The organism is Ignavibacteria bacterium (assembly GCA_015709655.1).
In the GTDB taxonomy this organism is placed as follows: domain Bacteria; phylum Bacteroidota; class Ignavibacteria; order Kapaibacteriales; family Kapaibacteriaceae; genus OLB6.
In genome coordinates, this window is record CP054181.1 from 918,054 (window position 1) to 936,257 (window position 18,204).

11 protein-coding genes are annotated in these 18,204 nt (G+C 49.9%); 4 read left to right on the plus strand and 7 right to left on the minus strand.

The window, feature by feature from the left end; all coding sequences use genetic code 11:
* The first annotated feature begins 10 nt into the window (after nucleotides 1-10).
* Complete coding sequence (gene purH / locus HRU79_03790) at nucleotides 11-1,555, plus strand: bifunctional phosphoribosylaminoimidazolecarboxamide formyltransferase/IMP cyclohydrolase (protein QOJ25815.1); 1,545 nt, start codon at nucleotides 11-13, stop codon at nucleotides 1,553-1,555.
* On the opposite strand, the gene HRU79_03795 is transcribed toward purH, so the two are convergent.
* From HRU79_03795 to HRU79_03805, 3 genes are read right to left on the minus strand one after another with little or no spacing between them, the layout of a single operon-like run.
* Nucleotides 1,545-3,665, minus strand: coding sequence for a tetratricopeptide repeat protein (locus HRU79_03795; protein ID QOJ25816.1), 2,121 nt, complete (start codon nucleotides 3,663-3,665; stop codon nucleotides 1,545-1,547). The genes purH and HRU79_03795 overlap by 11 nt on opposite strands.
* A 2-nt stretch (nucleotides 3,666-3,667) precedes the next feature.
* Nucleotides 3,668-6,100, minus strand: a complete 2,433-nt coding sequence (locus HRU79_03800; GenBank protein QOJ25817.1) for an AAA family ATPase — start codon at nucleotides 6,098-6,100, stop codon at nucleotides 3,668-3,670.
* A 20-nt stretch (nucleotides 6,101-6,120) separates the two neighbouring features.
* On the minus strand, nucleotides 6,121-8,814 hold the full coding sequence (locus HRU79_03805; protein ID QOJ25818.1) for a PD-(D/E)XK nuclease family protein: 2,694 nt from the start codon (nucleotides 8,812-8,814) through the stop codon (nucleotides 6,121-6,123).
* 390 nt (nucleotides 8,815-9,204) lie between these two features.
* Between HRU79_03805 and HRU79_03810 the strand changes: the two genes are divergently transcribed.
* Together HRU79_03810 and HRU79_03815 are read left to right on the plus strand one after the other, a co-directional pair.
* Nucleotides 9,205-10,473, plus strand: a complete 1,269-nt coding sequence (locus HRU79_03810) for a DUF2130 domain-containing protein (GenBank protein QOJ25819.1) — start codon at nucleotides 9,205-9,207, stop codon at nucleotides 10,471-10,473.
* Between the two features lie 88 nt (nucleotides 10,474-10,561).
* Entirely contained in the window at nucleotides 10,562-11,155 is a 594-nt protein-coding gene (locus tag HRU79_03815; protein QOJ25820.1) for a riboflavin synthase, read from the plus strand.
* Here HRU79_03815 and HRU79_03820 read toward each other — a convergent pair.
* Complete coding sequence (locus HRU79_03820; protein QOJ25821.1) at nucleotides 11,146-11,565, minus strand: ATP-binding protein; 420 nt, start codon at nucleotides 11,563-11,565, stop codon at nucleotides 11,146-11,148. The two genes, HRU79_03815 and HRU79_03820, sit on opposite strands and share 10 nt — an antisense overlap.
* Nucleotides 11,562-13,331, minus strand: coding sequence for a hypothetical protein (locus HRU79_03825; GenBank protein QOJ25822.1), 1,770 nt, complete (start codon nucleotides 13,329-13,331; stop codon nucleotides 11,562-11,564). The genes HRU79_03820 and HRU79_03825 overlap by 4 nt, the downstream gene beginning before the upstream one ends.
* A gap of 269 nt (nucleotides 13,332-13,600) precedes the next feature.
* Here HRU79_03825 and HRU79_03830 point away from each other — a divergent pair, with 269 nt between their 5' ends.
* Nucleotides 13,601-14,701 carry a hybrid sensor histidine kinase/response regulator gene (locus tag HRU79_03830; protein QOJ25823.1) on the plus strand — a complete coding sequence of 367 codons (1,101 nt, stop codon included), beginning with the start codon at nucleotides 13,601-13,603 and terminating at the stop codon, nucleotides 14,699-14,701.
* 129 nt (nucleotides 14,702-14,830) lie between these two features.
* Here the strand turns inward: HRU79_03830 and HRU79_03835 are convergent, their stop codons facing one another.
* Together HRU79_03835 and trpS are read right to left on the minus strand one after the other, a co-directional pair.
* The gene (locus HRU79_03835) at nucleotides 14,831-17,140 is read right to left on the minus strand and encodes a UvrD-helicase domain-containing protein (GenBank protein ID QOJ25824.1); all 2,310 of its coding nucleotides are present in this window, start codon (nucleotides 17,138-17,140) and stop codon (nucleotides 14,831-14,833) included.
* Nucleotides 17,141-17,202: 62 nt separating this feature from the next.
* Nucleotides 17,203-18,204: a tryptophan--tRNA ligase gene (trpS, locus tag HRU79_03840; protein ID QOJ25825.1), complete on the minus strand. Its 1,002-nt coding sequence runs from the start codon at nucleotides 18,202-18,204 to the stop codon at nucleotides 17,203-17,205.

Here is an 18,204-nt window from a genome sequence, read left to right on the forward strand (position 1 = left end):
AGCTTTGTGCATGACATCACGCACTGCCCTTATCTCGGTTTCAGATAAAACCGATGTTGTCGCGTTAGCCCGTGAACTCCATCAGCTTGGCTTCAGCATCATATCCACTGGTGGCACAGCCGCCCTTCTCAGGCAAGAAGGCATCCCGGTGACACCGGTATCCGATGTAACAGGTTTCCCTGAAATAATGGACGGAAGAGTGAAGACGTTGCACCCGAACATCCATGGAGGTTTGCTGGGAATCCCAACGAACCCGGCACATGCTGAACAAATGCAGAAGCATGGTATTAATAAAATTGACATTGCGGTGATCAATCTATACCCATTCGAGAAAACCGTCGCAGACAGCAACTCAACTCATGATGACATCATTGAGAATATCGACATAGGTGGTCCGGCCATGATACGCGCTGCTGCGAAGAACTATGCCAATACGCTGGTTGTTGTTAACCCCGAACAGTATAGCACAGTACTCACACAAATCCGGGAAAGCATACACACTCATGCCGAGATACCATTGGATGTACGTGAGAAACTGGCAATGGAAGCCTTTTCGCATACGGCCCGCTACGATGCCATGATCAGCTCATACCTTTCCACAAAAACGGGCACCCTGTTCCCGTCCGAAACGGCGATCCCCTTGAAGCAGGATTTGCATCTGCGGTACGGCGAAAATCCGCAGCAGCAAGCGATGCTGTACGGACGTTTTACCCAGAGCTTCCAGTCGGTCCACGGCAAGGAGCTAAGCTATAACAACGTCCTGGATGTTGATGCAGCGGCTAAGCTGTGCCTGGAGTTTACCGAACCAACTGTGTGCATCATCAAGCATAACAACCCATGTGGAGTTGGAAGTGGAACGGGGCTTATAGATGCATGGGAAAAAGCATTTGCCACCGACACTGTAAGCCCCTTTGGGGGAATCATCTGCGTTAATACAGAAGTTGACGAAGAGTTTGCAAGCCATATCCATCCGATATTCACCGAAGTTATCATTGCACCGTCGTTTTCGGATGGTGCGTTAGCGATCCTTAGGAAAAAGAAAGACCGACGGCTTGTTATCACCACTGTTTTCAGCAAAACTCCAGAAGCCGGTTTAGATATTCGCACCGTAACGAACGGATTCCTGATTCAGCAGGCCAACGCTCGCCTGCTTAACAGCAATGAGCTACGAGTTGTTACCAAACGCCAGCCAACATCCAACGAGCACCAGGCAATGATGTTTGCATGGAAGATTGCCAAACACGTTAAGAGTAACGCCATTGTGTATGCCCAGGCAGACCGGTCATTGGGCATCGGTGCCGGTCAGATGTCACGTGTTGATTCAGCGCGGATAGCTGCCTTAAAAGCATCTGATGCCAGACTCTCGTTGCAAGGATGTGCTGTAGCGTCCGATGCCTTTTTCCCTTTTGCTGACGGATTACTGCAGGCTGCCCAAGCTGGTGCCACGTGCATCATTCAACCGGGGGGCTCTGTTAGGGATGATGAAGTGATTCAGGCAGCGAATGACCACGGGCTGGCAATGATGTTTACCGGGATGCGGCATTTCAAGCACTAGGTGCCGTCATGGTCCACGTCTGCATCATACCCTTACCTTTCATCTCTCTTTTTCCGCGTGACGTGAACGTTGCCAAACCGTCACCGATTTCCAACACTCGCTTCCGAAACTGATCAGATACATGAAGCTCGCCGGGCCCTGCTGTTTGTTCCAAACGGGCGGCAACATTAACGGTATCGCCCCACACATCGTACACCATACGGATTTCACCGATTACTCCTGCACTAACCGGACCACAGTGCACACCGAACCGCACCTTCAGTGTGTGATACTTTTCTGAGAACAACTCATGTTTTACCAGGGCTGAGGTGGTATCAGCAAAGGCACTAACAATTCGCTGCAACTCCAGCGCGGCACCTACCATCCTTTCAACATGATCATTCTGCGGTACCGGTGCTCCTGCAACGGTCATGTACGAGTCGCCGAGCGTTTTAATTTTGGTAAGACCATGCCGTGCGACCGCCTCATCGCACTGTTTATACAGGATATTAAGAAAATCTATTACTACAGCCGGTGATGTCGAGGCCGCCATTTGGGTGAAATTAACGATATCAAAAAAGAGCACACTAACGTCATCAAACTGTTCGGCAATAAACGCCTCACCATTCAGTAACCTTTCAGCAATAGTAGCAGGGACCATATTCTCCAGCAGTATGCGTTGCTGCTCGCGAACCCGCTGTTCTTCTTGCAGGGCAAGTGCATGTTCACGTTGTTGTGCTTCGAAACGCAGCTTTACCTCTACCATTGCCAGGTTCCGCTGCTTTTCGAGACCAAGGATTTTTTCATTGAGTTCACGATACCGCTCCAAATACCGCAACGCATCAGGAAACTGTCCGTACTTTTTATGGAGCAGATATTGTAAGTTCAGTATCTGTACCAGTTCGTATTCCGTTCGCAAGGATGCAGCGACTTCTTCAATACTCCGGAGCAGGCCCAAGGCCCTTTCGTCATCCCCAATTTCGATTGCGATTTGTGCAGAAACCAATTTACACAGTACCAGCTGTGTATTCCAGTTCTGATCTGAAGCGTAAGCAGCTGCCTCACTGATCCTCTTCCAAGCCTCATCGGTATTACCAGTTCCAAGGAAAACCATGGCCATCTGGGTGTTCACTGTGCACAATCCTTTGTAGTCAGCTCCCGTGATACACAGTGTGGCAGCCTGTTCCAGATGATACAAAGCTTCGTCAAACCTGCATACACTTGTGAGTACTTCACCAAGTTGAATACTTTTTTCCGTAATCAGGTTGGCGTTCCCCAACTTCATGCCACAATCCAGTGCCTGCTTATACCAGCTTATGGCCATTGTTGGATTACCTGCAGCCTCATGAGTATTCCCAATCGCACCAAGCACAGTAGCAGTATATTCAACCTTATCGTGTCTCTGAAAAACATCTAATGCACCGTAAAACAGTTCCGCTGCTTCTGCGAAACGAGTCTGCTTTATGAAAAGAATTCCAAGATTCGTAGCAACCATTGCACGTCGGACTTCGTCGCCTGACGTTTCAAACCCCTGTATCGCTTCTTTATAGTACTCTTCCGCTGTTGCAAAATTCCCGGAGTCCAGATGCAGGTTGGCAAGGTTTACGCGAACGCTGGTAACCTTTGTTATTGCTCCGCACAACTCCCACATTCGCTCTGCTTCTACCAGGAGCCGTTCTGCTCTGCCAAAGTCGCCCAAATAATGTTGTACGATGCCAAAACTCTCTAAAACGTAGCCAAGATATTTATTGTCGCCGGTGTTCCGGAAGTAGTCAACAACGGCAGTGTAATGCCTGGCAGCCAGGCTAAACTGTGAACCCAAATAGGCGGCATCTGCAATGCGAAGTTCTACCAGCCGGGCGGCATGGTACTCACCCGCCTGTTCAAAAACAGACATCGCCAACGAATATCTGTCTATCAGTCCGGGCGATGACCCTGTGCCGAGCTCCACATCGGCCTGCAGGACATCGAATACTGCCTGAACAATCGCATCGGGTGCTGAGTACGTCCCTGACCGCACAGTCTGTATTGTTGTCCGGCTAATGCTGGGATCATAATACGAAACCAGTTGCGGATCAAGCTCCAGATGTGTTAGAATGTTATCTGCATGAACTACCGTGGTCGGATTCATAATTATCGGTTTACCCTCGAAGCGTCGTGCAAGATATCAAGTTTTTCTTTGACAACAGCAAATACCGATCCCTTGGGAAACTGCTTGTCCGTCTGAATATCTCCTGCGGGCAGGCCCATCATCAGTTCGATGGCATCTTCGAGCCGTTCAGCCGGATACAGATGGAATTTTCCATGTTGTACGGCGGCCACAACGTCTTCACGCAGCATCAAATCATGTACGTTCTGGTGAGGAAGTACAACCCCCTGAGTTCCGGTAAGCCCCTTATCCGTGCAGACCTCGTAAAAGCCAATTATTTTTTCGTTGATGCCACCAATTGCCTGAATATCACCTTTTTGATTAATTGATCCGGTGATAGCCAGATCCTGGCGAACCGGTATATTGCTGATGGCACTCAGCAGCGCGATTATCTCTGCCACGCTGGCGCTATCTCCGTCCACTCCGCCATACGACTGTTCAAAGGCAATACTTGCAGTAAAGCTCATCGACTGGGAGCGTGAAAAGATCGATCTGAGCAGACCCGATAGAATTAGAACACCCTTGTTGTGAATCGGACCCGACATATCGACTTCCCGCTCGATGTTAATGATCCCTGCATTCCCGGCGCTCACGGTTGCAGTAATCCGAGATGGTTTACCGTATGCCATGATCCCGCTCTGATAAATCGTCAGTCCATTGATTTGCCCTACCCTGCTGCCTTCAACATCAATCAGCAGACTGCCTTTTACAATTTGTTCGCGTAGGCGTTCATCAACGCTGTTGCTGCGCCACCGGCGCTGTTCCAGGGCCGTTCGAACGTGGGTGCGGGCAATCAGACTGGCGCCTGCAGCCCGAGCAAAAAAGTCTGATTCCCGCATCAAGTCAGCTACGTAGCTAAACTGCAGCGTAATCTTCTCCTGCGAATCGGTATAGGCCACTGCCCACTCGATCAAGGCAGCCGCTCCAGACGTGTCGCAGTGTAACAGGTTTTCTTGCTCGGCCATCTTGGCAAAAAACGACGCGTAGTCTTTAATCATTGCCGGCGTTCTGTCAGTTAAATCGTCAAACTCAGCATGAATCTTAAACATTTTATGAAAGTCCTCTTCGCCATCCCATAAGGCAAGGTAGATGGATGGATCGCCAAGAAGTATTACCTTGACGTTAACCTCGATTGCATCGGGCTTGATTGCTGTGAGCTGACTCTGTGCATCGATGGGCTGTAGCTCAACCTTACCGTACAATATCACTTTTTTTAATGCCTGCCAGATAACGGGGTCAGCCAGCACGTCCATCGCATTCAAAACGATAAAGCCGCCGTCAGCCTTCAGAACCGAGCCGGCACGGATTTGAGTGAAGTCACTTGTGGTATAGCCTCTGGCATCCAGCCGACGCTCGATAATTCCAAAAAGTGAGGCATAGGTGGGTGATGTTTCGATAACGACGGGCGCCTCCCGCTGGTCGTAGTTATCAATAATCAGGTTAACACTCAGCACTCGTACAATTTCCGCACTTAGTTCCTCGGTAGCTTCGTCCACCGTGCCCGTGAGTTTTGCAGAGCTAACCTTCACGTATGATTCCAGGTTGTCAAGAATATACCGTGTTACTCCATCAAGGAATGCCGACACCCTGTCGCGCGGGAACGACCTGCGCACATCATCAAACACTCCTTTTATCAGCAGGCCAACAGCCGATTGATCGTACTGTGAGAGTTCCTTCCGAAAGTCGGTCATTATTCGCATGCTGCGTCTGCCAATGTCATTCAAACTGTCCCGGTGCCGGCTATAGGCATCTCTGATCGCGGCAAGTTGCTGGGCGGTAATCTTCCCTTCCTGAAACATCTGCTCCAGCTCTTCCGGTGTTGTGGGCTTCCCATCAATGAACGGAAAGACCTCGGTTCGCGTATTACCCTCTTCATCCTGGATGTGGCCAAGTACAAAGCCTTCGGGACGTAACTTTTGATCGAACTCAACCAGAATTTGCTGTTCTTGAGCCTGATACCGCTGAATGATTTCCTTTCTGCCTTTCTGAAATCCTTCTTCTTCGAATAAATGCGGAATTCGACGCGCAAGAAAAGCGTAGGCATCATCAATCATTCTGCAAAACACACGCCCTTCTCCGGCGTGAAATCGAAGTAAAACCGGAGCATCCTCGCTCTTAAAATTATTTACATATCCAAAGTCACTTAACTGTGGGCTCTCCGCCTTAAACTCGTCCAGGATCCCTCGTATCGTTGTCATCCGGCCGGTACCCACTACACCTGATGCCCAGATGTTATACCCCTGTGACCGTATTCGTGCGCCCAGCCGGAGCGCATCAACGGCTCTGTCCTGCCCTACGATTCTGCTAAGGGGCTTTAACTCACGTGTTGATTTGAAGGGTAATAATGTGCTCGGACATTTCCAGGTCAGTTCAGATGGACTGAGCTCTTGCCGTTTTCTCTTGGTTCGCTTTGCCATAAATACTTCTGATCAGTTAGTTAGGGATGTGCCTCTCCATAATCGGATACTCTGCAGATTTCACTGTACGAGCACTTTTCGCAGGCATTTTTTAACGGTTGCACCGAGTAGTAGGCCGATCTGATTCGGTCAGCAGCCTGACGTGTATGCACAAGAATTCCGGCTGCCGTATCAACCGCATCAGCGCTCGGGCCTTGCCTGCCCAGCCATGATCTCGTATCCGGATCGTCTGCCGACCTTGCCTCCCGGCCAAACGTATGATAGCACATGCCAACAACGGTGCCCGGGATATTTTTATTGTTTAGCCATTGCTGGACCACCCTGATATACAATGCAGCCTGTGTGCTTTCACCGCATTGTATTTTGATTACCGCTGGTATGGAGCTACGGCTTAGTTTATAGTCAACAATCATGAACTCCAGCTGTCCATCGGTGCTTCGTACGTCAATTCTGTCAACCTTACAGTTTACTTTTCGGGGCGGAGTATAATCGTCAAGCTCAACATCAAACTGATCAAACTCAAACAACCATGGTCTGAATTTAGTATCTTTTGCAACTTGCTGTTCCATCCTGAGCCAACGGCTCAGGATGCCGCTTCGACGTCCGTTGCTCACCAACATCCCGTCTTCCACCGTTTGCATTGGATATCCGCCAGGGTAGCGTATCCGCTTCTCCTGGTATATCAAGCATGCCTTTGCTACGAGGTCATTAAAGTCTATCTCTTCCAGGTTAACAGAATGCTCAGAGATCTCGGCCGGATTACCCGCAGGGATGGCTCCTGTGGGCTTGTACGATTCGAACAGCTCCCTTGCAACTTCATGAAAAATCGTACCTCTCTCAGTAGGGTGAAGATCATCTGAAGGCATGTCGGTCTCGGCAACTTTAAGAACTGCTGACGCATAGTACTTGTATGGACATGCAATGGCGGTATCCAGTCGGGACGGGCTAATTGGTTGTTCGATTACCGTTTTCAGGTAGTGTTCTGTCTCCGAAATCAGATCTCCCTTCTGCAGTGCCTGCTGGAAAATCTCACCGCGATACTCGCAAGGATCCAGATAAAACCTGCGGTCTGCTTCGTTGAGCACTACATCATCATACTCTTGTGTTAAACTCTTAAGAGGAGAGGGTACCTGCGGTGCATTGGGGAGGAACTGCGACGGAATCGTGGGATCATCATCTACAAAAGCAGGATAGCTGGCAACCAGTAGTTTGGTTACTGAAGTAACCACATCAGTCCACTGCTCCTGCTCAAGGTCACGTTGTCGGCGTCCAATAAGGAGCTCGTTTACCGGGTCTTCCCTGAGCGACGGGAGATTGCCGTCTGTCATCCCAAGCACAAAAACATACTCATATCGTAATGACCGCAGCTCATTTGGCTGTACAACGGCAATGCTACCGGCATCGGGGTTCAGGCTGCTAACAGTGATGGACTCAACAATCTTCCACCATCGCGCAAGATGAACACCGGCAGACTCGTGAATCAGACCAGTACGTTTGGCTGATCCCGCATACTCGTCAAGACTTGCCAGCAGGTGCTGTCGTTCCGGAGTTTCGGTATCCGGCAGGAGTTGCTTCAGTGCTCCGGTGAAACGTTCAGCACTACTGTGAAGAAGGTGCCTTTCAATGTTCTCAATCTTTTTAATGTCAGTCATTACCTGTGAGCTAAGGTTGTTACTTCGGATCCGTTCAACCCACTCGTGCACACCGTTTCCTCCAACCATCCGGAGCACCTCGGCTGTGTCCCTCAACGCACAGTATTCGGGTGCATACTGCGGCGCACCGTCAAACGGAAGCATGATAAGGTCACGCGTTCGCCAGCCGTGTAAGTGAAATTCCACCACACCATGCAGAAGCTGTGCAGTAGCGCACATTGAGAGTTTCTGTTCGTTCACGATGGCAAGCGGAACCGAGTTCGCTGCATATTCCATAAGAAGAGGTTTGTATATATCCGGCACCACCGGCACGATGGCAATGTTGTGCAGGCTTACCTTGGCATTGTGCAGCTCCTTTACAGCACCAAGCACCCGCCTGACTTCACTGCGCACGGTAGGTGCCTGAAAAATATGTGTGGCTAATTTCGGCTCGGTCCCGGCCTCTTCCTGATGTTCGGGTTGAGAAAAACCATGTAGCAGTAACCATTGCAGAGCTTCTAAACTGGAGTTGCCCTCACTGGGAGCGGGTGCAAACTGTATTCCAACGCTTACTCCGGTCTCACGTAAGACGCATAATAATTCTCGATCGCATTGCGATAGGCCGTGCATTGCAACTACCAGTACTGTCTGCGGAAGTTTTTCAGGAATAGATGGGACGGTTGAAATAACATGCTGCACAACATCAGCATAGTCAAACGTATTATCACCTTTTAGGATTTCATACTGTTCCCAGATACGTATCTTCTCTTCCGATCCGGGATAGAGCATAACACCGCCGTCACTTGGTAACAGTTGTAATGCTGTTGCCGGAGTCAGACCTTCCTGTTTCCACCGAAGCACGCTTAATGCGTTAAACCCAGACGGTTGGAATTCAACCCCGGCATGTGTGAGTGCAGCATCCAGCAGCATGGTACACTCATGCACCTGCAGCTGTTGTACGGTATCGGTATTACCCGCACGAAAAAGCCATTCATAAAGCTGCGGGAAGGTAAACAACAACGGAACCGTCTCGGTTGCCCTGTACTGCGCCCAGGCACGACGCCATTCCGTTCGGTGATTCATTGTGGGAAGTACGATTACCGCATTTGCCGGAACACTCTGCACCATTTGGGATACCGTGCCACACTGCAATACGTGCTCAAGCTCACGATGCGCTGCCCCAATGGCTATGTACCGCTGATGTTCCACATTTTTCCCCGCTTAGTTGCACAAAGAAACCAACAATTTACTTGTTTCCATGCTGATGCCGGATACATGAGAGTGCAAGGATTGTCTGTGGCACTCCAAATCACACTGTACAGCCGGCATCAACAAATGTATTTATCTGTTTCGCCTATATTGCATTTGCCTGGCCGCAACAGCTGCCAGTAGCCTGTGCCGAAGATTACCGGACAAATGAACGGCACGCAGACATATGTTACCAACGCACTGTACCACTGCCTACAGAAAACCATGAACCAGATCGTTTGTCCCAATTGCAAGGAAGCTTTCACAATTGATGAAGCCAGCTACGCAAACATTGCGCTGCAAATCCGGGATCATCTGTTCGAGGAAGAGCTCCAGCGGAATCTACGCTACGCTGAAAAGGAAAAGCACAGCGCGGTTGCCCAAGCTGTTGCCGAAGTCACGAACAGACTTCGGGAGGAATTGGCGGCAAAGGAACAAATGCTGAACCAACTGAAAATGACGTCAAAGCTGACGTTGACGGAGGAAATACAAAAGCGAGACTCCGAAATCATTCAGCTGAAGCAGGAATTCCGACGGGTTGAAGTAGAACAAGAACTTACCGTCACCACCGCCGTCAGAGATATCGAAAAAGAACGTGATGAGCTCAGACAGACCCTGCGAAATGCAGAGAACGAAAAGTTACTGCTCGAAAAAACGCTAACCGAGAAGTTTCAGGCTGAATTAAAGAAAAGCGAATTCATCATTAAGAGTAAGGACGAAGAAATTGCTCTGCACAAAGACATGAAGGTGCGCCTGTCAACCAAAATGATTGGCGAAACTCTTGAACAGCACTGTGAAACCGAATTTAACAAGCTGCGCGCAACAGCTTTCCCAAGAGTATACTTCGAAAAAGACAACGACGCACGCTCCGGAAGTAAGGGTGACTATATCTTCAGGGAAACCGATGAAAATGGTGTTGAAATCATCTCGATTATGTTCGAAATGAAGAACGAATCGGACTCGACAACCACAAAGCGTAAGAATGAAGACTTCCTGAAGGAGCTGGACAGAGACCGGACCGAGAAAAACTGCGAGTACGCCGTCCTTGTATCCCTCCTCGAGGCCGACAGCGAGCTCTATAACACCGGTATTGTCGATGTGTCGCACCGATTCAAGAAGATGTACGTGATTCGTCCGCAGTTCTTCATCCAGATAATCACCCTTTTACGTAATGCCGCTTTAAATGCTGTACAGTACAAGGCTGAACTTGCCCTGGCCCGAAGCCAGAGCGTGGACATTACCAATTTCGAAAGTAAAATCAACGCCTTTAAAGAAGGCTTTGCCAGGAATTACGAACTGGCAAGCAGGAAGTTTAAAACAGCAATCGATGAAATTGATAAAACTATTGATCACCTGCAGAAAACCAAGGAAGCCTTACTCTCGTCCGATAATAATCTTCGGCTCGCAAATCAAAAGGCCGAGGATCTCACCATCAAGAAGCTCACCCACGGCAATCCTACAATGAAGGCCAAGTTTGATGAGCTTAAGCAGTAATCCCGTATCACCGCACCAGTATGCCGGAGATGTTGGCGACTCCTGCCGCAACACCCATTGTCATTAATCAATCTTGGAGACTATACACTTGTTTACCGGCCTCGTTGAATCTGTTGGAACCATTGTATCTGTACAGCGTCACCCAGATTCTGTTACCCTTATTCTTGATGCTCCTGCCATTATTCCCGGCACACTCGCAGATCACAGCATTGCCGTAATGGGATGTTGCCTTACCGTTGAAGAGGTTGCTGGCACCACGGTACGGTTTACGGTCGTGAACGAAACTCTACACAAAACCACACTGGGACGCCTCACAGAAGGAACACCTGTAAACGTGGAGCGGGCGATGAAGCTTGGTGACCGTGTAGGAGGACATCTCGTACAGGGTCATATCGACACCGTAGGAACAATTCGCGATGTGATCGGGCGATCTGCAGGCAAGGAGCTTGTCATCGAATTTCCACCGCAATGGCGCAGGAATGTGATTCCCACCGGCTCGGTTTGTGTTGACGGTGTATCGCTGACCGTAGCCGGAATTAGCCCGCTATCAGCGGATGAGGCCTGGCTCAGAGTAGCCCTAATACCACATACCCTGGCAAACACAACAGCAGGTCTCCTTGATACCGGAGGTCAGGTTAATCTTGAATTTGACATGATGGGTAAATATGCGCTTCAAAACTGAAACACCATAAGCACCCGCATCCCTCCTTCAAGGCGTTCAAACCGGAGCTCTGTTGCCAGCTCCCGCATCACCAGCAACCCGCGCCCCCCCGGCTGCATCACCCTGTCGTCCGTACGAGGATCGGGCACGTCGTCGGGGCTGAATCCACTCCCGCAGTCGGTGATGCTGACCGTTAACCGGTTGGCCTCACAAGTAAGGTGCACCGTAACCTCCAGTGCAGGGTTTAGTTTGTTGCCATGAATGCACGCATTTGTTACTGCCTCAGTAACCGCAAGAATCACCGACTGAAGTCCATCAGCCTCAACAGATGAATGTTGTATGACTGCCGCTGCAATTGCTGGCTGAAGTAGCCGTGCTGCACCATGTGTGGACGGAAGCGTTATCACCATGTGTGAGCCCGGTACCATCATAGTACAATCCTGGCACTCAGGATAAAATTGGGTAGCTCGCGGTTACCCGATGGACGCAGCTCCTGAAACTCGTACCAACCGCTGAACCGCAACTCGGAACCTGCACGTGTACGATACCGAAGCACTGCCTCGGGTGCTATGGAATACACCGCATTCATGATATTCGAGGTACCCAACGGCGACTCCAGTGACGCCTGTTCAAATGTATACAACCGGACCCCTGCTCCGATATCGCAACCGGATACCGACCTGTCTATCAGCAGGGCACTGACGAGATACTCCAGCGACCCCGCCTGAGGTGTTTCGGAGAAGCTTGACCACAGAAGCACACTTCGCTCAAAATAGCGGACAAGTAGCGGCAGTTCCAATGTAATCGTTGGTAGGATGTTCAGCCTCACACTGTCGCGATACGAAAGCTGGCGAAAACTGTATGAACGTGCCGAAGCCCCCTTACCCTCAAAATCATAAACAGTATAATTGGCAAGTATCTCCACCTGCGGGATAGCCTGAAGAATCCCCGCTGAAATCGAAAGAAACGGTGCAAACCGTATAACATAATTTTGATTATTAAATGCGCTGCGGGCTGCTTTCAGAAATACCAGGTGTGTATTACGCAGTCCCAACTCTGCACCAACATGAAGCGTACTGCTCATACGCCGGGAATACCTAACCAGTGCAGACGTGTTGAGTTCATCTCGGTCATCGGCATTGCCATCACTTGGAGTATCATAACGCAGCAGCCACCAGGAATAATCAACCGATACCGAATCCTTTTCCGTAGGAACATACAAGCCCTGAATAAAGGCACGGGAACGATAGGTGCGGTTATCGCGCATAAACTCCTGCTGCTGAAACGAGGTTAGATCTGCGTCGGCAACATCGAACCTGCGCTCAACCGTATTTTCCTCCATTCGGATATACAATCCCAGTCCGGCCGTTATCGCAAACTGTGAGCCGTGCCATAGGACTGCCCCCTCGGCATCAATAACACCCTCGGTAAGAGTTCGTGATATTGCTGATAGCGGTGCGTTATCTACCGGGTTGCCAAAGCCCCTTGCAACCCTGGTAAACCATGCATTCCCTTTTGCCGATACTCCAAAGGCGGGTTGCAGCATGTAGCGCACACTGCTCGTTGCGTGAATATTGCGTTCAACACGCTCTTCAACAGCATCGGGCGTACTGCTGCCAGACACAGACGTCAGATACTGCCGTCCTACCTGCTGACCTGATACATCAGCCAACAGCTCCGAACTATCAGCCGAGACCTGGCGCACACTCATCCGAAAAACAATATCAGAATTTGTTCGGGTGTCATCGATCCTATGCCAGTCTCCAAGTGCGTTTCCTGACAGCTCTACTACGTCAACCATTGTTGGCTCCAGAACGGCCCGGACTGCTACCAACGGACCTGTAGTGGTAACCCCCAACTGCATAGTCCGCTCAACACCTGCAATTGCCTCAGACTCCAGATTGCCCGGCAAGGTAACCGCGATTCCAGCCGCCCCATTAAGACGCTCAAGCGAACTCAGCCCAACCAGCCTGCTGTCACGAGACAACACCCACGAACTACGCCCAAGCACTGCTATGTCAGGCGAAACCGGGTACCGGTATGTAACATTCGCCTCCTCATCATCACGCACAGCCGTCGTCGTTGTACGAAAAGCCGAACCACGGTACTGATTATATAAAAAAAGTCGTCCACCCGCAACCGGAAGGTCAGTTTGAAGTAACCCCGTGAAAATAAACGTGTTAGCCAATTTATCCACGCTAAAATTAATACTTGGTAAAACTACGTATTCTGTTTTTTTTAATAAAGAATTTACCTCTTGCGATGTAACATATTGAAAATTTCCCAAACTTAGCAGGGTAATAATCATGGCTAAAGAAGGTGCAAATAGAGGGCTATACGTACTTTTACGTAACATTTGAGTCCTCTTTTTGCCATGTAACAAACAGACACTTTTTAACTTTTATCGGCCATTTTAACTCGATAGTTTGCATTTGTAGTTGAGGAACAAGTTGAAAGGTCACAACCATGATGAACAGTCAAACACCCAAATTGATTTTACTGGTAGCGTCGAACCAGGAGCGCAGGACGAACACTGCCCAGCGCCTGGTAGGTGCCGGTGTTTCGGTATTGGTAGCCGACTGTGCCCAGGCGGCTATGGTAATTGTTCGTTCCCACCGCCCAACTGTAGTAATCCTGGACGAGGAGTTTATTACTTCTTCTGACATTAGGGAAGACCTTATCAAGGCCGGGCTTCATTCCGACACTCCGTTTATTGCGCTTGTATCATCGGCCAAGCTCCGACCGGGTACCAATTTACCGCACGGGATACTTTCCTACCCATTATCGGATGTAGGAATTAACTCAATAATGACAATTCAGCCCATGATTTCGCAGAAATCTGCCGGATCTGACCTTACTGACAGCGTGGCGCGCCACACATCGTTATTATATGCGTTGCCACACGAATATCGCACTCCACTTACGGATATTATCGGCCAGTCGTCCTACCTTCATGGACATGCATTGGAAGTTACTCCTGCAGAAATTCGTGAGGTTAGCGGAGAGGTTCTCTCTGCCGCCCGCCGTCTGCTTCGGGTAACGGATAACTTCCTGATGTATGCTCAAATCGAGACACTGGCCGAGAATCCGTTACATATTGAGCGCATGCGACAGTTTAAAACCATCGAACCTGGAAGCATCGTGTACGATACGGCAACGTATGTTGCCGAATTGCACCACCGCCGTAAAGATCTCACCATTTCGCTGGACGTAGATGGTGTCCCGGTATCAATGCTTGAACGTCACCTTAACAAGGTTACCTGCGAGTTACTTGACAATGCATTATACTTTTCTCCTGCAGGGTCACCTGTTACACTCACGGCAAATCCTCAGAAATCAAAGGTTGTCTTTTCAATCAGCGACCATGGTATAGGCATGAAGGAGCAGGAGCTGCGTCAAATTGGGGCCTATCGCCAGTTTCGCAGACAGGTTCAGGAGCAACAGGGCGTTGGTCTGGGCCTGGTGATTGCAAAGCGTTTGGTAGAGATCCACGGTGGTACGTTCGACATTCAGAGCACGTACGGCGTGGGCACCAATATCACGTTTACCGTCCCTCGCGCTGCCTAATAACCCGGAAATGCGTTTGCATTTAGCTTAGTAAAAAAACCGAATTACTGTTGGGCTTTTAATAAGTACCGGCAGACAGCAAATGGTGTGGTGAAGGGCACTGTGGCCAGACCTAACCCGAACAGAGACTTACAAGATCTCAAGTTTGGCATACGATAGCATGAGGTGCTTCCTCTGTCCGCTTTCAAATTGAACAACGGCTTTAGACTGCGAACCGGTCCCGCTTAAACTATCAATGCGTCCGTTTCCAAAGAGCGGATGCCGTACCCGTTGCCCAACACTGTACCTGTTTGCATCACCTGCCGGCCCTGATCCCGGTTTTGGGGGTACGGCACCGGAGTACCGGTTAGGCCTGGGTATCTGCGAATACGATGTTTTTTCGGGCAACTGAGAGTACGGACTCCGATGCTGTTGTTTTGCCTCGCCCAACGTGAAGGTACCCGCATGAGACGTAGGTGTTGCTGCCAGCACACGGCCTGTCATGCTTAGGCATTCAGCATCAATTTCGCTCAAAAAGAGTGATGGTCTGGAAAAACCAATTTCACCAAATCGGAATCTGCGTTCAGCGTACGTAAGTACCAGCATTTCGCGCGCACGGGTAATTCCAACGTAGAACAGCCGCCGCTCTTCTTCCATCTCTGCGCTGTCAGTCTCGGCCTTTTGTAATGGAAACAAGCCTTGTTCCAGCCCGGCTATTATTACAAGCGGGAACTCAAGCCCCTTAGCTGCATGCATCGTCATCAGCGATACCCGGTTACTGCCGAGTTGCGGGTCGTCCTGTTCACTTACAAGCGCAACCTGCTCAAGGTAGGTGGCAAGCGTAAGGGTAGCATCGAGGTCCTGCTGCTCTGCGATGTGCGACAGAACTCTGTCAATATTGTTATATCTGTCTTCAGCTTCATCGGTGTTCTGCTGTTTATACATCTGCATTATACCGGTAGCATGAATGTAGGCTTGCGCAAGTGAGGCAGGGGGCTCTTGGTTCATGTGCTGCCTGAAGCGTTCAACCATAGCAACAAAATCCGCAACCTGGGTTTGAATCCGTTTCTGGAGGCCTTCTACAGCGCCAACATCCAGCATAGTCTGGTACAGGGTTTTGTTGTATCGGCTTGCGTGCTCTTGCAGACGCTGCAGGCTGGTGGCACCAATCCCCCGGGCGGGTTCATTGATTACTCGCAGGATACTTTCTGTGTCAGACGGATTAACGAGCAACCGCAGGTATGCAATTGTGTCCTTAACTTCCTTACGCTTGTAAAAGCTAACTCCGCTTACAATCAGATATGGCAGATTTTCTCTGCGCAAAGCGTCTTCCAATGCCTGCGACTGCGCATTGGTCCGATACAAAATCGCGACGTCTTTGTAATCGGTACCCTTGTTAAAGATCTGCTCCCTGATGTAGCTAACAATGGTTGCGGCTTCTTCCCTGTCATCCCGACACGAGAAGAGAGCGATCTTTTCTCCGTCGGGGTTCTCAGTCCACAGTGACTTCTTTAACTGCCTGCTGTTCCGTGATATCACAGAGTCTGCTGCTGTGAGTATGGTTTTGGTACTTCTGTAATTCTGTTCAAGACGTACCTCGGTGGCTTCGGGATAGTCGCGTTTAAACGACAGGATGTTGTTAATATCGGCGCCACGCCACCGGTAAATGCTCTGTGCGTCATCACCAACAACGCACAGGTTGCGGTATTTACGGGCAAGCATCGAGATAACGATATACTGCGCCTTGTTGGTATCCTGGTATTCATCAACCATGATATACCGGAATCTATCCTGATACTCCTCAAGCACCTGTGGCTGACTCCGGAAGAGCTGAATGGTGTTGATCAGCAAGTCATCAAAATCCATGGCGTTGCTCTGATGCAACCGTTTTTCGTACTCTTGAAATATCTGAGCAATCTGCCTCTCGTTGGGTGTAGAAGCTTCCCGCTCAAAATCCTGCCAGCTGATCAATGCGTTTTTTGCACCCGATATCCGTGCGCGTACAGCAGCAGGTGCCACCAATTGCTGCGAGATGCCAAGCATCGCCATCACGGCTTTCACCGCTGCAAGCTGGTCATCGGCATCATAAATTGTAAACGAATTTGTATGTCCAATGAGGTCGGCATGGCGCCGCAATATCCTCGAAAACATCGAATGAAAGGTACCCACCCACATTCCGTGCACACCGTGACTGCCCACAAGTGTTTCGATACGCTCCTTCATCTCCTTAGCGGCCTTATTGGTAAAGGTAAGCGCAAGAATTGAGTGTGCCGAAACTCCGGATGCAAGCAGGTTGGCAATCCTGACTGTAAGGACGCGGGTTTTACCGCTGCCTGCACCGGCGATGATAAAAAGCGGACCCCCGGTGCACGACACCGCCTGCGCCTGCTGCGGGTTTAAGCCGCTCAGCAGGTCAGCAACGGGCTTGGGTGTTGGTACGGGAGTTAATCGTAACGACATGGCAATACTATCAAAATGTATAATCTGTAAAAATGTTCACTCACCAATATACTACCTGACCGTTATCCGAGCGGGATAAATCCCGTTTTTTTATACACCTTCCGCAGCGTCTTCCTTGCCCGATCCTGCGCTGCCTTAGCCCCTTCCCCCAAAATAGTTTCAAGGCGATCCGTATTGGTGCGAATTTCAAGAAATCGTTCACGAATAGGCCTGACGTAGTCTGTAACAGCGGTTGCCACGGCTTCTTTAAAATCAGCATAACCCGAAACACCAGACCACTCGTTCACGATGGTGTTACAGGGTACATCCGTTGCGATGTGCAGTAACGTTATCAGATTCGAGATGCCAGGACGGGTTTCCTCGTTAAACTCAATTGTGCTTCCGGAGTCAGTAACCGCCCGACGGATTTTGTTCCTGATCTCAGCATCGGTGTCAGTCAGAAAGATTGTTGCACCGCGGTTGGGGTCGCTCTTCGACATTTTTCTTGTTGGCTCCTGGAGCGACATGATGCGTCCACCTTCCTTTGGGATGTACGGTTCCGGCACAACAAAGGTGTCGGTGTACCGGTGATTAAACCGTTCCGCAAGGTTGCGCGTTAACTCAAGATGTTGTTTCTGATCTTCGCCAACGGGAACAAGATGTGCATTGTACAGCAGGATATCGGCGGCCATCAGAATCGGGTAGGTAAACAACCCCACATTTACATTGTCGGCATGCTGCTGACTCTTGTCTTTAAACTGAGTCATCCGCATACATTCACCCATGCCGGTTAAACATGTAAGCACCCACGCAAGCTGAGTGTGTTCCGGCACATGGCTCTGCACGAAAATTGTGCTTACCTCGGGATCAACCCCCGCGGCCATGTACATTGCTGCCGCGTCAAGCGTCCACTTACGCAACTTCGCTGGCTCCTGTCTTGCCGTAATCGCATGCAAGTCCACCACACAAAACAGCGATTCATAGGTGCGCTGCAGCACAACCCAGTTGCGAAGTGCGCCTGCAATATGGCCAAACGTCAGATCGCCGGAGGGCTGCATTCCAGAGAGTATGATTGATTTCTGCAT

Excerpts from the sequence above, each read along its gene's own strand:
- purH (QOJ25815.1), top strand. The coding sequence starts at position 11 with ATGACATCACGCACTGCCCTTATCTCGGTTTCAGATAAAACCGATGTT.
- HRU79_03795 (QOJ25816.1), bottom strand. The coding sequence starts at position 3,665 with ATGAATCCGACCACGGTAGTTCATGCAGATAACATTCTAACACATCTG.
- HRU79_03800 (QOJ25817.1), bottom strand. The coding sequence starts at position 6,100 with ATGGCAAAGCGAACCAAGAGAAAACGGCAAGAGCTCAGTCCATCTGAA.
- HRU79_03805 (QOJ25818.1), bottom strand. The coding sequence starts at position 8,814 with ATGAATCACCGAACGGAATGGCGTCGTGCCTGGGCGCAGTACAGGGCA.
- HRU79_03810 (QOJ25819.1), top strand. The coding sequence starts at position 9,205 with ATGAACCAGATCGTTTGTCCCAATTGCAAGGAAGCTTTCACAATTGAT.
- HRU79_03820 (QOJ25821.1), bottom strand. The coding sequence starts at position 11,565 with ATGATGGTACCGGGCTCACACATGGTGATAACGCTTCCGTCCACACAT.
- HRU79_03830 (QOJ25823.1), top strand. The coding sequence starts at position 13,601 with ATGATGAACAGTCAAACACCCAAATTGATTTTACTGGTAGCGTCGAAC.
- HRU79_03835 (QOJ25824.1), bottom strand. The coding sequence starts at position 17,140 with ATGTCGTTACGATTAACTCCCGTACCAACACCCAAGCCCGTTGCTGAC.
- trpS (QOJ25825.1), bottom strand. The coding sequence starts at position 18,204 with ATGCAGAAATCAATCATACTCTCTGGAATGCAGCCCTCCGGCGATCTG.